Origin of the sequence: Amycolatopsis sp. cmx-11-51 (genome assembly GCF_047608665.1) — a bacterium.
GTDB lineage: Bacteria > Actinomycetota > Actinomycetes > Mycobacteriales > Pseudonocardiaceae > Amycolatopsis.
In genome coordinates this window covers 45,787-61,477 of record NZ_JADNQO010000017.1, presented here as the reverse complement: position 1 = coordinate 61,477, position 15,691 = coordinate 45,787, and the positions used below count along the sequence as shown (strand labels likewise).

The 15,691-nt window shown below is 68.2% G+C and carries 11 protein-coding genes and 1 pseudogene; 4 read left to right on the top strand and 8 right to left on the bottom strand.

Annotated features, from left to right (window positions below):
• Nucleotides 1–31: 31 nt before the first annotated feature.
• On the bottom strand, nt 32–3,214 hold the full coding sequence (locus tag ACM6LU_RS34105) for a BTAD domain-containing putative transcriptional regulator (protein WP_414941956.1): 3,183 nt from the start codon (nt 3,212–3,214) through the stop codon (nt 32–34).
• A gap of 196 nt (nt 3,215–3,410) precedes the next feature.
• On the opposite strand from ACM6LU_RS34105, the gene ACM6LU_RS34100 reads away from it, so the two are divergent.
• Nucleotides 3,411–4,826: a M1 family metallopeptidase gene (locus tag ACM6LU_RS34100; RefSeq protein ID WP_414941955.1), complete on the top strand. Its 1,416-nt coding sequence runs from the start codon at nt 3,411–3,413 to the stop codon at nt 4,824–4,826.
• A 27-nt stretch (nt 4,827–4,853) separates the two neighbouring features.
• The gene (pcp, locus tag ACM6LU_RS34095) at nt 4,854–5,489 is read left to right on the top strand and encodes a pyroglutamyl-peptidase I (protein WP_414941954.1); all 636 of its coding nucleotides are present in this window, start codon (nt 4,854–4,856) and stop codon (nt 5,487–5,489) included.
• A 1-nt stretch (nt 5,490) separates the two neighbouring features.
• On the opposite strand, the gene ACM6LU_RS34090 is transcribed toward pcp, so the two are convergent.
• The 4 genes and pseudogenes from ACM6LU_RS34090 to ACM6LU_RS34075 form a co-directional block, all read right to left on the bottom strand.
• Entirely contained in the window at nt 5,491–5,751 is a 261-nt protein-coding gene (locus ACM6LU_RS34090; RefSeq protein WP_414942040.1) for a hypothetical protein, read from the bottom strand.
• 85 nt (nt 5,752–5,836) lie between these two features.
• Nucleotides 5,837–6,037 (bottom strand): annotated as a pseudogene (locus ACM6LU_RS34085) (pyridoxamine 5'-phosphate oxidase family protein); the annotation flags it as partial.
• A gap of 85 nt (nt 6,038–6,122) precedes the next feature.
• Entirely contained in the window at nt 6,123–7,886 is a 1,764-nt protein-coding gene (locus ACM6LU_RS34080) for an Hsp70 family protein (RefSeq protein ID WP_414941953.1), read from the bottom strand.
• 518 nt (nt 7,887–8,404) lie between these two features.
• Nucleotides 8,405–10,963 carry an ATP-dependent Clp protease ATP-binding subunit gene (locus tag ACM6LU_RS34075; protein WP_414941952.1) on the bottom strand — a complete coding sequence of 853 codons (2,559 nt, stop codon included), beginning with the start codon at nt 10,961–10,963 and terminating at the stop codon, nt 8,405–8,407.
• 426 nt (nt 10,964–11,389) lie between these two features.
• Here ACM6LU_RS34075 and ACM6LU_RS34070 point away from each other — a divergent pair, with 426 nt between their 5' ends.
• Nucleotides 11,390–12,148, top strand: coding sequence for a (2Fe-2S)-binding protein (locus ACM6LU_RS34070; protein ID WP_414941951.1), 759 nt, complete (start codon nt 11,390–11,392; stop codon nt 12,146–12,148).
• Here the strand turns inward: ACM6LU_RS34070 and ACM6LU_RS34065 are convergent.
• The gene (locus ACM6LU_RS34065) at nt 12,145–12,726 is read right to left on the bottom strand and encodes a TIGR03086 family metal-binding protein (RefSeq protein ID WP_414941950.1); all 582 of its coding nucleotides are present in this window, start codon (nt 12,724–12,726) and stop codon (nt 12,145–12,147) included. The genes ACM6LU_RS34070 and ACM6LU_RS34065 overlap by 4 nt on opposite strands.
• 66 nt (nt 12,727–12,792) lie before the next feature.
• On the opposite strand from ACM6LU_RS34065, the gene ACM6LU_RS34060 reads away from it, so the two are divergent.
• Nucleotides 12,793–13,623 carry an AraC family transcriptional regulator gene (locus ACM6LU_RS34060; protein ID WP_414941949.1) on the top strand — a complete coding sequence of 277 codons (831 nt, stop codon included), beginning with the start codon at nt 12,793–12,795 and terminating at the stop codon, nt 13,621–13,623.
• 30 nt (nt 13,624–13,653) lie between these two features.
• Here ACM6LU_RS34060 and ACM6LU_RS34055 read toward each other — a convergent pair whose 3' ends face one another.
• Together ACM6LU_RS34055 and lysS are read right to left on the bottom strand one after the other, a co-directional pair.
• Nucleotides 13,654–14,007 carry a histone-like nucleoid-structuring protein Lsr2 gene (locus ACM6LU_RS34055; protein WP_005165380.1) on the bottom strand — a complete coding sequence of 118 codons (354 nt, stop codon included), beginning with the start codon at nt 14,005–14,007 and terminating at the stop codon, nt 13,654–13,656.
• A 151-nt stretch (nt 14,008–14,158) separates the two neighbouring features.
• Entirely contained in the window at nt 14,159–15,670 is a 1,512-nt protein-coding gene (lysS, locus tag ACM6LU_RS34050) for a lysine--tRNA ligase (protein ID WP_414941948.1), read from the bottom strand.
• Nucleotides 15,671–15,691: the final 21 nt, after the last annotated feature.

Here is a 15,691-nt window from a genome sequence, read left to right as displayed (position 1 = left end):
TTTGCCTGGACCCGGACCTTGAAGGCCCGCTTCACGTACTCGCTTCGGAACTCAGCCAGGAGAGCAATTCGGCCCGGGGCAGTCCAGCGTCCTGGCCGAGCAGCGACTCGTAGCGCTCCTCCCCGAAGTGCTCGCGAAGGTCGTCGATCAACACCCGGATCGACGGTTCGCCGAGGTCAAGCTTGCCGCGGAGGAGTTTCGCCGCGCCGACCAGCCGGACAGCGCTCTCGGCCCGTCCCTGCCGGAAGCGGATCAGGGCGAAGATCTCGACGATCCGGCCGAGGTCGGCCATGTCGCCCCGCTCCTTGGTGGACTTCACGACGACGACGGCCGCGCGCTCGGCCTCGTCCAGCTCGCCGGCGGCCAGCGCCACCTCCGTGTCGATGAGCCCGCCGAACTCCTCGCCGAACAGGCCCGGCAGCGGCACCTGGGCCATCCGCGCCCGGAACCGCGCGGCGACCTCGCGTGCCTCGTCCACCCGGCCGGCGCGGCTGAGCAGGTCGGCCTTGCCCACCAGCACCATCACCGCGAGCTGATCGTTGCCCGTGTCGATCGCGTAGCGCTCCGCCTCCCGGATCTCGCGCATCGCCGTGTCGAGGTCACCGGCCCGCGCGTACTCCGTCGCGAGCCGCCAGCGCTGCTGGATCACGTCGTCCTGCGAACCCAGTTCGAGGGCGAGGGCGATCCCTTGCCGGTACAGCGAAATCGCGGCTTCGTGGTCACCGGACATCGAGATGTCGGACGCCTTCATGCCCACCGCCATCGCGGTGCCCCACCGGTCGCCCACGGCCGAGAACCCTTCGAAGGCCCGGTCCCTCGCCTGTCCCGCCCCCTCGGGGTCCCCTTCGTCACCGAGGATGAAACTCTGCGCCCACGAAGCGGCGGCGCGCGCCCACGGGTCCAGGCTCAGCAGCGCCCGCGTCACCTCGCGGTGCGCGAGTTCCTTGTCCTGACAGAAGAACGCGAGCATCGGCAGCCCGAGAGCCAGTCCGGCGAACCGTTCCTGCGCGTTCGTCCGCACGCAGTGGTCGATCAACGCGACGCCCTCTTCCGGATCGCCGATTCCAGGCACCATCGCCATCATCGCGCGGATCGCCCGGAACGCGGCGGCGAAGTCCTCCTCCAGGCGGTCACCGAAAGCGAGCACCTCGGCGACGAACCCCTCCAACCGGTCACTGTCACCTTTGATCAGCCAGTACCAGAAGGAGCCACCGAACAGGCGCGTCGCCATCTCCACGTCGTCCGCGTCGATCGCCTGACGGAGCGCCGTCACGAGGTTGCCGTTCTCGGCGTCGTACCGCGAGATGGCGACGAGCTGGTTCCTCGTCCGCAGCGACGGCTCCAGCCGCTCGGCGAGTTCGGCGTAGTAGCGGTGGTACGCCTTCGCCAGCCTCGCACGCTCTCCCGCCTCGTCGAGGCGCTCCGCCGCGTAAGCCCGGATGGTCTCCAGCATGCGATACCGGGGCTCGCCCTGATCGCCCGCCATGGCGTCCACGATGGACTTCTCGACCAGTGAACCAAGGACGTACAGGGCGTCTTCGGCGGGCAGTCCTTCACCGGCACAGACGCTTTCGACCGCTTCGACCTCGGCACCCGCACCGAAGACCGACAGCCGTCTGGCGAGGACGCGTTCGGCGTCGTCGAGCAGATCCCAGCTCCATTCGACGACGGCACGCAGCGTGCGCTGCCTCGGCAACGCCGTCCGGCTGCCCGAGGTCAGCAGGCGGAACCGGTCGTCGAGGCGCTGCGAGATCTGCGCGACGGTCATCGACCGCAGCCGCGCGGCGGCCAATTCCAGTGCCAGCGGCATCCCGTCCAGCCGTCGGCAGATCTGCGCGACCTCGTCCACAGTGGACTCGTCGAGGACGAAGTCCGGGCGGACGGCCACGGCCCTGTCGACGAACAGCCGGATCGCCCCGGCTTCGGCCGCCTGCGGCACGGTCGGCGTCCCGTCCGGCACGGCGAGCGGGCCGAGCGGGCACAGTGTCTCACCGTCGATGGCCAGCGCCTCGCGGCTCGTCGCGAGGATCCGCAGGGTCGGCACGCGGCGCAGCAGGGTGTTCGCCAGCTCGGCGGCCGCGTCGACCAGATGCTCGCAGTTGTCCAGCACCAGCAGCGCGTCACCGGCGCCGAGCGTCTCCACGGCCCTGGCCAGCGCGTCCACCGGGCGCCGCATCGGGTCGCCGTGCGAGAGGCCGAGGTCCCACAGTTCCAGCGCCGCGAAGACCGCGCCGGGCAGGTCGCCAGGGTCGCGGACGCCGGCGAGCGGCACGAACCAGACACGCCCGCGCGCGTGCGCCGGATGCCGCGTCGCGACCTCGGTGGCCAGCCGCGTCTTCCCGGCGCCGCCGGACCCGACCAGCGTCACCAGCCGAGCGCCGGCGAGGAGTTCGGCGACCAGCTTCAACTCGTCGTCACGGCCGACGAAGCTGGTCAGCCGGACCGGGAGATGGTCGGCGGCCGCGGGTGGCGGGCCGAGTTCGCCGCGCAGCGCGGCGAGGTGGATCTCCTGGAGCTCGGACGAGGGGTCGACGCCAAGCTGGTCGGCCAGCGCAGCCCGGACCTCCTCGTAGACGGCGAGTGCGTCGGACTGCCGGTCCGCCGCGCACAACGCCCGGATCCACAGCCCCGCGAGACGTTCGCGCAGTGGATTCCCCGCGGCCGCCTCCTTGAGGTCCGCCAGGACCCGGTCTTGCCCGCCGAGCCGGATCTCGGCCTCGAAGCGATCTTCGGCGGCTTCGAGACGCAGATCCTCCAGCCGGGTCGCCGGTGCCTGCGCGAAGGGGGCTTCGAGCACGTCGGACAGCGCTTGGCCACGCCAGAGGCCGAGTGCTTCGGCGAGGATCGCGGCCGCACCGGAGTCCCGGCCCGCCGCCAGCTCGGCCCGCCCCTCCGCGGCCAGCCGTTCGAAGCGGTACACGTCGACGTCCTCGCGGGCGACGTCCAGCCGGTAACCGCCAGTGCCCGAGTCGAGGGTGACGCCGTCGGCACGCAGGACCTTGCGCAGCCGCGAGACCAGGGACTGCAGCGCGTTCGCCGCGTCGGCGGGCGGTTCCGCGCCCCAGAGACCGTCGATGAGGACCGTCGCCGGGACACCCCGGCCGGGGTCCAGCGCCAGCCTCGCCAAGAGCATGCGGAGGCGGACACCGCCGATGTCGACCGGGGTGCCGTCTCCGGCCTCCGCTCCGACCGGGCCCAGCAGCGTCACACGCACGACCCCAGCTTTCCAGAACCCGCGAACGGACAGCCCGGCCAGGCCGGGTATCTCAGAGCGCGCTGTCGGACTCCGGACTCCGTTCAGGCGACGGAAGTGGGGATTATCCGGGCACGGAGGAGCTTTCCGGGCGGACGGCCGCGGTCACCGGGCTACGTTCGGGTCCGAAGCGACAGCCGATCGACTGGGAGCGTGAATGAGGTACCGGAGTGCGGCCGTCATCGCCGCCGTCCTGGCCGCGAGTGTCCTCGGCGGTGGGACCGCCCTCGCCGACACCGGCGAACCCGGCGCCGACGGCGCGGGCGACAGCTACTACCCGCAGGACGGCAACGGCGGCTACGACGTCGGCGACTACCACCTGAAAATCGGCTACGAACCGGCCACCAAACAGCTCACCGGCCTGCAGACGATCACCGGCCGGACGACGCAGTCCCTGAGCTCGTTCAACCTCGACCTGCGCGGGCTGACCGTCGACTCGGTCAAGGTCAACGGGCGGAAGGCGGCCTTCACCCGGACCGGTGACCACGAACTGGTGATCACCCCGGCCCGCCCGCTGCGCGGCCACGAGCGGTTCACCGCCGAAATCGCCTACCACGGCGTCCCGCGGCCGATCGAAGATCCGCTGCTCGGCGAGAACGGCTGGCAGTTCGCGAAATCCGGCGGCGCGTTCGTCGCGGGCGAGCCGAAGTCCGCGACGACCTGGTACCCGGTCAACGACACCCCGCGCGACAAGGCGACCTTCCATCTCACGGTCACCGTGCCCTCGGAGTGGGGCGTCATCTCCAACGGCCGCGAGCGGGGGCGGTTCAAGAACGGCGAGAACACCACGTACGTCTGGGCCGAGGAGACCCCGGCCGTGCCGTACATGACGACGGTCGCGATCGACAAATGGGAGTTCGAGCGGACGAAGCTGTCCGACGGCACCCCGGTCGTCAACGCCTATGCCCCCGGCACCCCCGCCGCGACCAAGCAGGCCGAGGCGCGGCTGCCGGAGATCATCGACTTCCTGGCGTCGAGGTTCGGGCGGTACCCGGTGGACGCGGCGGGCGGCATCTTCCTCGCCGAGCCGATCGGGTTCTCGCTGGAGACGCTGAGCAGGCCGATCTACTCGGGCGCGGCGGGCAACATCCCGACGATCGTGCACGAGAACGCCCACCAGTGGTGGGGTGACTCGGTCGCCGTCGACAAGTGGAAGGACGTCTGCCTCAACGAATGCTTCGCCTCCTACGCGGAGTGGATGTGGTCCGAGGCGAAGTCGGGCCAGGACCTCAAGGCGCGCTACCTGACCGCCGTGCAAAAGGCGACGGACCGGTTCTGGGCCGGGAAGCTGTACGACATGGGGCCCGGCAACGAGTTCACCTACGTGTACTCGAAGGGCCCGGCGGCACTGCACGCGCTGAAGAACTACATCGGCGCGGCTCCGTTCGACCGCATCCTGAAGACGTGGCCGTCACTGCACCGCGACGGCAACGCGAGCCTGCCGGAGTTCCAGAGGTTCGCCGAACGCATGGCGCACAAGAACCTCCAAGGCTTCTTCGACGCGTGGTTCTACGGCAACACCAAGCCCGCGCCCGAGTTCCTCTACCCCGGGGACCTCAAGCCGGCGGCCTGACCTCCGTCACACGTTAGGGTGAGAGGCATGACGTCAGTGCTCCTCACCGGTTTCGATCCGTTCGGCGGTGAGCGGGTGAACCCGTCGTGGCAGGCGGTTTCCCTGCTCACCGGCCGTCGGCACGACACGGTGGCCGTCGAACTGCCGTGTGTGTTCTCGCGTTCGCTGGTCACCTTGCGCGACGCGATCGACGAGTACCGGCCTGAACTGGTGATCTGCGTAGGACAGGCGGGTGGCCGGGCAGGCGTCACCCCGGAACGGGTCGCGATCAACCTGATCGACGCGCGTGTCCCGGACAACGCGGGCTCGCAGCCCGTCGACGTCCCGGTGATCCCCGGCGGGCCGAACGCGTACTTCACGACCTTGCCGGTGAAGGCGTGCGTCGCGGGGATCGAGGCCGCGGGACTTCCGGCGTCGGTCTCGCACACGGCCGGGACGTATGTGTGCAACCAGGTCTTCTACGGGCTGATGCACTTGCTGGACAACGACTTTCCCGGCGTCCGGGGCGGTTTCGTGCACGTTCCCTACACGCCGGAACAGGCCGCGCGGACGACGGCGCCGAGCCTCGCCGTGCATCGGGCGGCGGAGGCGCTGGGGATCATCGTCGACACGGCGCTTTCGGTCACCGAGGATCTTTCGACGCCCGCGGGCACCCTGCACTGACTCAGTACAGGTTCTGCCGGTAGTCCACGGAGATCGCGGCACGCATCATCCGCTCGCCCGCCGCCTTCCGCAGGAGCTTCGCGGCGACGCCGGTGGTCTCGTTGAGCTTGACGTGGTCGGTCCAGATCGCGGCGGGTTTGGGTAGTCCTTCCGGGTCGACATGCTGCCCGGCGTCCCAGAGACGGGCATCGCGGACCGTCGCGCTGTGCTTGAGCCGCGCGCGCCACCTCGACCAGCAGCACCGCCTTGGGCGTGCGGCCACGCTCGGCCATCGGCTCGCGCAGCGCGGGATCCGCGCTGACGCTCGCGGTGCCGGTGAGTTCGAGGACGCGGTCGTCGCCGGGCGCGAGGGCCACGATCGCCACGTCCGGCTGTTCGAGGACATTGTGGAACGTGTCGGTGCGGCGGTTGCCGGGCCGGTCGGCGACCGCGACGGTCGTCGGCCCGATCGGCCGGATGACACCGGGCGGGTCGCCCTTGGGACTGGCGTCGGCCTGACCGTCACCGTCCCGTGAGGTGATCACCGCCAGCCTGTCGATGGACTTCATCATCACCGGCAGCTGTCTGCTCCCCACGACCCGCTCCAGTTCGGCCAGGTCACAGATGGCTTCCATGGAGTCATGGCTACCCCGATCAGGGCTTCAGCTGGGCCGTGAAGAAGTCGACCATCTCCTGGGTCGTCCGCGCCGTCCCGTCGCGACGGGTCGAGACGAGCATCGCGCTCACTGGCGCGTCTTCGGTCCCGAAGAGCACGACGCCGCTTCGCTTGCCAACGCCCGCCAGGTAACGCCCGCGCAGGCCGTCGGCCGCCCAGGTGCCCTCCACGGGTTTGCCCTTGGTCATCTGGCGCCGGGCGTCGTCCTCCAAGGCGGTCATCGCGACGCCCTGGTAGTAGTTGATCGCGTTCGACGCCCCCTCGTTCTTGAACACGCAGGTGACCGCCGACGTCGCGCCCATCGCGGCGGCCGCGTCCGGCGCGTCCCGGCAGTCGTCCCGCCTCGGGATGACGGCGGCGATCCGGCGGAGGCAGTCCGTGAACCCCTGCGTGTCCTTCCGGCCCGCCTGGTCGCAGGCCGGTCGCTTTTCCGGTGCCACGGCGACCGGTTCTTCCTTACCGGCGCTGAGCAGGACGATCGTCGTCACGATCGCCGCGAGAGCGAGCACGATGACACCGTACGTCGTGGGCTTCCGCCAATCCCGGCCCGGCGGGGGCTGCGGCGGCGTCCAGCGCGGAGGTTGCGGGCGCCGAGGCGGCTGCTGCTGGACCGACGGCTGCTGCCTTCGCACCGGCGGCGCGACAGGAGCGAAGGCGGGTACGGTCAGCTGGGAGTCCTCGCCACCCGCCGGCACGTGGTGCAACCCGAACGCGACCGCCGTCTCCGGCTGGTCCTGCGTCGTCGGCGTGATCCTGAGCTGATTCGCCAGCAGACTCGCCAGCAACGGCATCCGGCTCGGCCCGCCGACGAGGTAGACGCCGCCGAGGTGGGCCGGGGCGAGCCCGGCGCGGCGGATGGTGGTGGCCAGGAGTTCGGCGCTGCGCAGGAAACTCGGCCGGACGAGCGCCTCGAGCTCCATCCGGCTGACCCGCACGTCCCTGAACGGCTCCGGCATCGGGATCTCGGTCTGCTGGTGCCGGGACAGGCTTTCCTTGGCGTCACGGACGTCCTGCAGCAACGATCGGCGCGTCCGGCGGTCACTGACCGACTGCGGCCGCAGGATCCGTTGCCACTGAGCCGGTTCCGAATGCGACACCTCGCGGCCGATGTGCACCAGCAGCGCCTGGTCGATGTCGAGACTGCCGAGGTCGGGCAAGCCGTCCTCGGCGAGCACGGCGAACCCTTGGGCGCTGACGCCGACGACCGCGCAGTCGAAAGTGCCCGCTCCGAGGTCGTACACCGCGATCGGACCGGGCGGCCGGTGGCCGTGGTCGAGGGAGGCGTAATGCGCGGCGGCGGCGACCGGCTCGGGAATGAGCAGTGTGGTGCCGAATCCGGCCTTGAGCGCGGCGTCGCGGAGGATCTGCTTGCGCTCCGGGCCCCAGCCCGCGGGATGGGAGACGCGTACCTGCGCGGGCGGGCGCTGGAGGAGAAGCTCGGCCTCCTCGCCGACGCGGTGAAGGACGGCGGCGAAGGCGTCGGCGATGGGGAGCGTGACGTCACCGAGCTGAAGGGCGCCCTGGTCGATACGCCGCTTCGGGTTCGCTTCGAACCGGCTCGGATCCAAGCGGGCGCGGCGTTCGGCGTCGCGGCCGACGAAGACGGTGCCGTCCTTGTCGACGTAGATCGCGGACGACATCGTCACCGACCCGTCGATCTCGACGACCTGCGTCCCCCTGCCGTGGATCGAGAGCACCCCGACCGTGCTGGAGGTACCGAAATCGATCGCCAGAACGTCCACCTGACCCCCTCCCGGACCCGATGGCATCGTCTCACGCGAAGATCGGCACCTTACGGCGACGCCTTGCCCGGCTTCGCGTTCTCCAGGGGGCGCAGCACTTCCACACGTGGATGTAGGCCGGTGCTCTCACGAACCGCAGCCGCGCGATCGAAAGCGGCGGTCGGGCGCGTCACCGCCACCCTTCCCTGCTCTATCGGCACCACAACACCGATATGTGAGGTCATCGGATGAGGGGTGTGTGGAAATAGGGACGTTGAGTTTCCCTATTTCCACACACCCCCTTCGGGTCCGGTGGTCACAGGGACTCCTCGCGCGGGACTGTGTGGACTTTGGGTCGTCTAACGTCCCAAAATCCACACAGTGGGGGACGCGGTCCGGCAGCGGGACCGGTCCCGGCACCGCGCCCGAACCCGATCCCACTCCCCCACACAAGTACATGAAGGCCCCCTTCCTGGCGCCAGGCGCAAGGAAGGGGGCCTTCATGTACTACTAGGGCAGAACGCTCCGCCCACCGAGACCTACTCCGCCTCGGCTTCACCGTTCTCTTCGCTCGAGCCGGCGCCGATGCTGACCGGCGGGGCGTCCGGGACCGACGAGGGACGGGCTTCGCCACGGAAGACGAAGTGCGCCTTGTCGTCCTTCTCGCCCTCTTCGTCGTTCCAGCCTTCGACGTCGACCAGGATGATCTGGCCCGCCTGGATCTCGCCGAACAGGATCTTCTCCGACAGCTGGTCCTCGATCTCGCGCTGGATCGTGCGGCGCAGCGGCCGCGCGCCCAGCACCGGGTCGAAGCCGCGCTTCGCCAGCAGCGCCTTGGCCTTGGGCGTGAGCTCGAGCTCCATGTCCTTGGCCTTGAGCTGCTTCTCGACCCGGGCGGCCATCAGATCGACCATCTGGATGATCTGGTCCTTGGTCAGCTGGTGGAAGACGATGATGTCGTCGATCCGGTTCAGGAACTCCGGCCGGAAATGCTTCTTCATCTCCTCGTTGACCTTTTGCTTCATCTTCTCGTACCGGTTCGCGGTGTCCCCGCTCTGGGAGAAACCGAGCGAAACGGACTTGGAGATGTCCGAGGTACCGAGGTTCGAGGTGAAGATGAGCACGGTGTTCTTGAAGTCGACCGTACGACCCTGGCCGTCGGTGAGACGGCCGTCTTCGAGGACCTGCAGGAGCGTGTTGTAGATCTCCTGGTGGGCCTTCTCGATCTCGTCGAACAGCACCACCGAGAACGGCTTGCGCCGCACCTTCTCGGTCAGCTGGCCGCCTTCTTCGTAGCCGACGTAGCCCGGAGGGGCACCGAAGAGCCGCGAAGCGGTGTAGCGGTCGTGGAACTCGCCCATGTCGATCTGGATGAGCGCGTCGTCCTCGCCGAACAGGAACGCCGCGAGCGCCTTGGACAGCTCGGTCTTACCGACACCGGACGGGCCGGCGAAGATGAACGAGCCGGAGGGGCGCTTCGGGTCCTTCAGACCGGCGCGAGTACGGCGGATCGCCTGGGAGACGGCCTTGACCGCGTCCTCCTGGCCGATGATCCGCTTGTGCAGCTCGTCCTCCATGCGGAGCAGACGCGTGGTCTCCTCCTCGGTGAGCTTGAACACCGGGATGCCGGTCCAGTTGGCGAGGACCTCGGCGATCTGCTCCTCGTCGACCTCGGCGACGACGTCGAGGTCGCCGTCCTTCCACTGCTTCTCCCGCTCGCCCTTCTGGCCGAGGAGGGTCTTCTCCTCGTCACGGAGGCGGGCGGCGCGCTCGAAGTCCTGCGCGTCTATCGCGGACTCCTTGTCCCGGCGCACGTCGGCGATCTTCTCGTCGAACTCGCGCAGGTCCGGCGGCGCGGTCATCCGGCGGATGCGCATCCGCGCGCCCGCCTCGTCGATCAGGTCGATGGCCTTGTCCGGCAGGAACCGGTCGTTGATGTAGCGGTCCGCCAGGGTGGCCGCCTGCACCAGCGCGCCGTCGGTGATCGAGACGCGGTGGTGCGCCTCGTACCGGTCGCGGAGACCCTTGAGGATCTCGATCGTGTGCTCGAGCGACGGCTCGCCGACCTGGATCGGCTGGAAACGGCGTTCCAGCGCGGCGTCCTTCTCGATGTACTTGCGGTACTCCTCGAGCGTGGTCGCGCCGATCGTCTGCAGCTCGCCACGGGCCAGCATCGGCTTCAGGATCGACGCGGCGTCGATCGCGCCCTCGGCGGCACCCGCGCCGACGAGCGTGTGCAGCTCGTCGATGAACAGGATGATGTCGCCGCGGGTCTTGATCTCCTTGAGCACCTTCTTGAGGCGCTCTTCGAAGTCACCGCGGTACCGGGAACCGGCGACCAGGGAGCCGAGGTCGAGGGTGTAGAGCTGCTTGTCCTTCAGCGTCTCCGGGACCTCGCCCTTGACGATGTTCTGCGCGAGCCCTTCGACGACGGCGGTCTTGCCGACGCCGGGCTCACCGATCAGGACCGGGTTGTTCTTGGTGCGCCGCGACAGCACCTGCATGACCCGCTCGATCTCTTTACCTCGGCCGATGACCGGGTCGAGCTTGCCTTCGCGGGCCTGCACGGTCAGGTTGCGGCCGAACTGGTCGAGCACCAGCGACGACGACGGGGTGCCTTCACCGCGTCCGGAGCCGGTCTCGGTCGACTCCTTGCCACCCTGGTAGCCCGACAGCAGCTGCAGGACCTGCTGACGCACCCGGTTGAGGTCCGCGCCGAGCTTGACGAGCACCTGTGCGGCGACGCCTTCTCCCTCGCGGATCAGCCCGAGCAGGATGTGCTCGGTGCCGATGTAGTTGTGGCCGAGCTGCAGCGCTTCGCGCAGCGACAGCTCAAGCACCTTCTTGGCCCGCGGAGTGAAGGGGATGTGCCCGCTCGGGGCCTGCTGCCCCTGGCCGATGATCTCCTCGACCTGCTGGCGGACGCCCTCCAGCGCGATGCCCAGCGATTCCAGCGCCTTGGCGGCGACACCTTCACCCTCGTGGATCAGACCCAGGAGGATGTGCTCGGTGCCGATGTAGTTGTGGTTGAGCATCCTGGCTTCTTCTTGGGCCAGGACGACCACCCGCCTCGCGCGGTCGGTGAACCTTTCAAACATGTGCACTCCCTCGACTGCTGCGACGGCGGCCCGTATCCATCGTGCTTTCACCGCGATGGATTCAGCACCGTAAGACCACTCTAGTAGCCAAGCGGTCGCGCTGGCGTACCACTACGGCTGATTGCGGCCCGTTCGCGCCTCGGCCGCTCTCCGGCCGTGCGCTCTTTCATCTTCCGGTTGCCCTGCACCTTTACCTCAAGCCCAACGTGCGAACACGTACTTGGATTCCGCCTGACGCCCCTTGTCCGCTGAGCGCGAACAAGACCGGAGAACAAGGACTGCCCAGTGGATGGACACCCGTCCGGAGTAGTCCCCGACGACAGATAAGGTTAGGCTATCTAACGCGAGGGGACCGGTGTGCGGCATCAGCGGTCCTCTCACGCACTCGCCGCGCCCGAAGACGGGCTCCAAACCTCCCTCTCGAGGATGCCGGAAGAAGCCGGGATCCTCGGAGCCGTGCCGGAGGCCGAGCCGGGCTGGGTCCGCTGTGCCGACCTGCTCGACGAACCGGACCGTCTCGTGCGATGGCGGGAGCGGCTCGGCGGCTGGCTGGCCGAGCGGTATCCGGCGGCGCCCGCGATTCCCGAGCGGACCCCGGCGAGCTGGATCCTGTCCTGGTACCTGCACGTCCCGGCGTTCGCCGGCGCGATGCTGCTGCACCACGAACGCCGCGTCCCGTCGCTGGCGCCGTCCGCGCTGGCCTTCCGGATCGGCGGCGACCGGCCGCACCCCGACTCGGTCGCCGTCCTCGGCGACGGGTTCCACTGCCTGCCGACCGATCCGGGTTCGGCGCATCCGGGAGCCGTCGTCGTCCAGGACGAGCGCACGCTGGCGGCGATCCTCCGCGGCCGCTTCATCGCGCACGCGGACCGGTTCATCGACGTCTACGGGCCGTTGACGCGGCTCGGGCGACGGCAACTGTGGGCGGCCGCCACGGACTCGCTCGACAACGCGCTGTGGTCGGCGGGACAGCTGAAAGGGAACTCCGACGCCGAGGGTGCCGGGGTCGCGGACGCCGCGCTGGTCCTCGAATCGCGATTCCCTCCGCTGACATCGGCGTCGAAGCTGCGACTGGCCACAGGGGCCGATGGACGCCGCGAGTGGACGAGAAACCGCGAAAGCTGCTGTTACTCCTATCTGTTACCCGCGGAATCGGAATGCGGCGGCTGTCCGCGAATCCGTTAAGGAGTCCAGCCGGGATTCCGTCCAGTGGCGCCCAAAGCGCGTTCGAAGATCGTCGCGCCTTCCGCGACAACGACTTCTTCGCCGTACACCTTCATCGCCCGCGCCTGCTCTCCGATCTCCAGCGCGATGGCGTAGACGGCCTCGGCGACTTCAGGGAGGACGGCGAACTCCGCGCCGGTCGCCATGGCGAGGTCCCAGCCGTGGAAGACGAACTCGTCCAGGACCATGTACCCCGCCATCGACGCGGGCATCTGATTGCCGCCGAAGGTGGTCTGCCCCTCCCACGCCGCGGGCGTGCCGAAGACCTCGACGAGCCGCGCGGTCTGCTTCTCCAGCGCGTCGAGCCAGTCGTCTCCGACGAGGCCCGCCTCCGCCTCGCCGGTGGACACCTCGGGCGGCGACGCCTTGCGCCCGGCGGCTTCGAGCCAGGGACCCCAGTAGAGAAGGTGGTTCAGCAACGCGCGGACGTCGTACTCGGCGCACGGGGTGCGCGCGGCGAAGTCGGCCTCGCCGATCCCGCGCAGGATTCCGGCGAATTCCGCGGCGGCGGGAGTGATCAAAGCAGCGTGTTCGGACATACCGCCATGAGTACCCGGGATCGGCCGCGCTGTCTTGAAGAAACGCGACACGGTTAGGTTGAGCGGGTGAGCGGGCACCGGATTCCGGCGGGGGTCGTCAACGCGCGGGAGGCGAGCGCGGCGTTCAGCCTCGTCCGGCACCAGCCCGCGCCGGAACTGCGGCCGTTCGTCGACCACCACTGGGTACTGCGCTGGGATCTGGGCGACCGTCCACCCCATGAACAGGTGGTCCTGCCCAATCTCGCGGTGAACGTCACCTTCTTCGGCGACGCGTCCGGGGCGTCCGGGGCGTCCGGGCCGGGGAAACGACCTTTTCGCTACGTCGTGGCGGGTAGGGACCACGGTATCGGTGTGCGATTCCGGCCAGGGGCTTTCCGGGCATTCCTCACCGGTCCGGTCACGATGATCTCCGGTCGTTCCGTTCCGCTCACCGATCTCTTCACCGGCGCCGTACCGGTGACGGAATCGGTACGCAATGCGACGAACGACTTCGAAATGGTTCGCGCGGCGGAGGAACTGCTCCTCGCGAAACACCCGGCACTCACCGCCGCGGCCCGGACGGCCATCGAAGCGGTGGAAACAATCGCGGCCGAACCGGCCATTACCCGGGTCGGCGAGTTGTCAAGCCGAACGGGCTTGTCTCAGCGAAGTCTGCAACGCCTGTTCGCCGAACATGTCGGCACCGCCCCCAAATGGGCGATTCAGGTATACCGGTTGAACGAAGCGGCGGCACGGATCGCAGCCGAGGAACGGCCGGACTACGCGGAACTGGCGACGGTGCTGGGCTATAGCGACCAAGCGCACCTCATCCGGGATTTCCGCTCCGTGACCGGATGGGTGCCCACGGAGTACGCCCGCTTGAACCGTGTACAAGAACAAGAAAGCCGCCGGGAATAGTTCCCGGCGGCCAGCGAGCCTGAAAGACCTTCAGTTCTTCTTGTGGTAGGCCTCCACGACCTCGGACGGGATACGTCCACGGTCGGAAACCTGGAAGCCGTTCTTGCGGGCCCAGGCGCGAATGGCCTGGTTCTGCTCGCGGTCGACGGTCGCGGGGCGGGCGGCGGCCTTCACGCCGGCGACCGGACGAATGGCGGTGCGCTTACGGCCACCCGCGCGGCGAGCGTGCTCCACATACTGGGCCAGCGCGTCACGAAGCTCTTCCGCGTTTTCCGCGGAAAGGTCGATCTGGTAGCTCACACCGTCCAAACCGAACTCGACGGTCTCTTCCGCCTCTGTGCCGTCGAGGTCGTCGACAAGCGAGACGAGCACCTTCTGTGCCATCTGTTTCCTCCTGCTGGGGGCTTACACGAAAGATCTGGTACGGGGCATGCCCCGGACAGAAGACTTTGTCTAGCGACATTAATACCCGCTACCGAGACATAACGCAAATCTTGTTTACGAGAACGATCGAGGTATCTGTCACGCGGACGGGTTATTCAGGCCGCACGAGCGGGAACAGGATGGTCTCCCGGATACCAAGGCCGGTCAGCGCCATCAGCAACCGGTCGATCCCCATTCCGACACCACCGCTTGGCGGCATTCCGTACTCCAGCGCACGGAGGAAATCCTCATCCAGGTTCATGGCCTCACTATCGCCCTGCGCACCCAGCCGGGCCTGTTCCACCAGACGCTGGCGTTCTACCACGGGATCGACCAGCTCCGAGTATCCGGTGGCGAGTTCGAATCCGCGCACGTACAGATCCCACTTCTCCGCCACCCCCGGCTTGCTGCGATGTTGCCTGGTCAGCGGGGATGTCTCGACCGGAAAATCACGGACAAAAGTAGGTTCGTGAAGATGATCTCCGACGAGGTTTTCCCAAAGTTCTTCGATGAGTTTGCCGTGCCCTAACTTCGGGTCGAGCTCCAGCTCTCGCCCTTCGGCATAGGAACGCAGCTTGTCCACCGATGTCTCGGGAGTGATCTCCTCCGACAACGCCTCGGACAACGACTCGTACATTCCGAGTGTGGTCCACTCGCCGGACAGGTCGTACTCCGAACCGTCGACGAGAGTGACCACCTGGGTGCCGAGAACGTTCTGCGCCGCCTCCTGGATGAGCTGGCGCGTCATCACCGCATTGGAGTCATAGGTCGCATACGCTTCGTAGTACTCGAGCATGGCGAACTCGGGCGAGTGCGACGAGTCGCTGCCCTCGTTCCGGAAGTTCCGGTTGATCTCGAAGACCTTCTCGATACCGCCGACCACGCAACGCTTGAGGTACAGCTCCGGCGCGATCCTCAAGTACAGGTCGAGGTCGAAGGCATTCGAATGCGTGACGAATGGCCGTGCCGCCGCGCCCCCGTGCAGCGTCTGCAGCATCGGGGTCTCGACCTCGAGGAATCCCCGGCCGTGAAACGAGTCACGCAGGGAACGCAGCACACCGGCGCGGGTACGGACCACGTCCCGCGCCTTGGGACGCACGATCAGGTCGACATAACGCTGCCGGATCCGCGTTTCCTCTGCCAGGTCTTTGTGCGCCACGGGCAACGGGCGCAATGCTTTCGACGTGAGGCGCCATGAGTCGGCCAGCACGGAAAGCTCACCGCGCTTGGAGGTGATGACCTCGCCCTCGACGAATACGTGATCACCAAGATCGACATCGGACTTCCACGCCGCGAGCGCGTCTTCACCGACCTTCGCCAGGCTGATCATCGCCTGCAACTCGGTGCCGTCGCCTTCACGAAGACTCGCGAAACACAGTTTGCCGGTATTGCGCAGGAACATGACCCGGCCGGTGATGCCGACGGTCTCGCCGGTGGCCGTGTCGATCGGAAGGCCGGAATGTTTCGCCCGTACTTCGGCCAGTGAGTGCGTCCTGGGCACCTCGACCGGATACGGATCGATACCCTCCGCGATTATCCGGTCGCGCTTGTCCCGGCGCACCCGCATCTGTTCCGGCAGGTCTTCGTCGGGGCTCACGCCCTCGGATGCGGGGATTTCAGTCATGCGCACAGCGTACGAACCCGC

Excerpts from the sequence above, each read along its gene's own strand:
- ACM6LU_RS34100 (WP_414941955.1), top strand. The coding sequence starts at position 3,411 with ATGAGGTACCGGAGTGCGGCCGTCATCGCCGCCGTCCTGGCCGCGAGT.
- lysS (WP_414941948.1), bottom strand. The coding sequence starts at position 15,670 with ATGACTGAAATCCCCGCATCCGAGGGCGTGAGCCCCGACGAAGACCTG.
- pcp (WP_414941954.1), top strand. The coding sequence starts at position 4,854 with ATGACGTCAGTGCTCCTCACCGGTTTCGATCCGTTCGGCGGTGAGCGG.
- ACM6LU_RS34055 (WP_005165380.1), bottom strand. The coding sequence starts at position 14,007 with ATGGCACAGAAGGTGCTCGTCTCGCTTGTCGACGACCTCGACGGCACA.
- ACM6LU_RS34075 (WP_414941952.1), bottom strand. The coding sequence starts at position 10,963 with ATGTTTGAAAGGTTCACCGACCGCGCGAGGCGGGTGGTCGTCCTGGCC.
- ACM6LU_RS34070 (WP_414941951.1), top strand. The coding sequence starts at position 11,390 with ATGCCGGAAGAAGCCGGGATCCTCGGAGCCGTGCCGGAGGCCGAGCCG.
- ACM6LU_RS34065 (WP_414941950.1), bottom strand. The coding sequence starts at position 12,726 with ATGTCCGAACACGCTGCTTTGATCACTCCCGCCGCCGCGGAATTCGCC.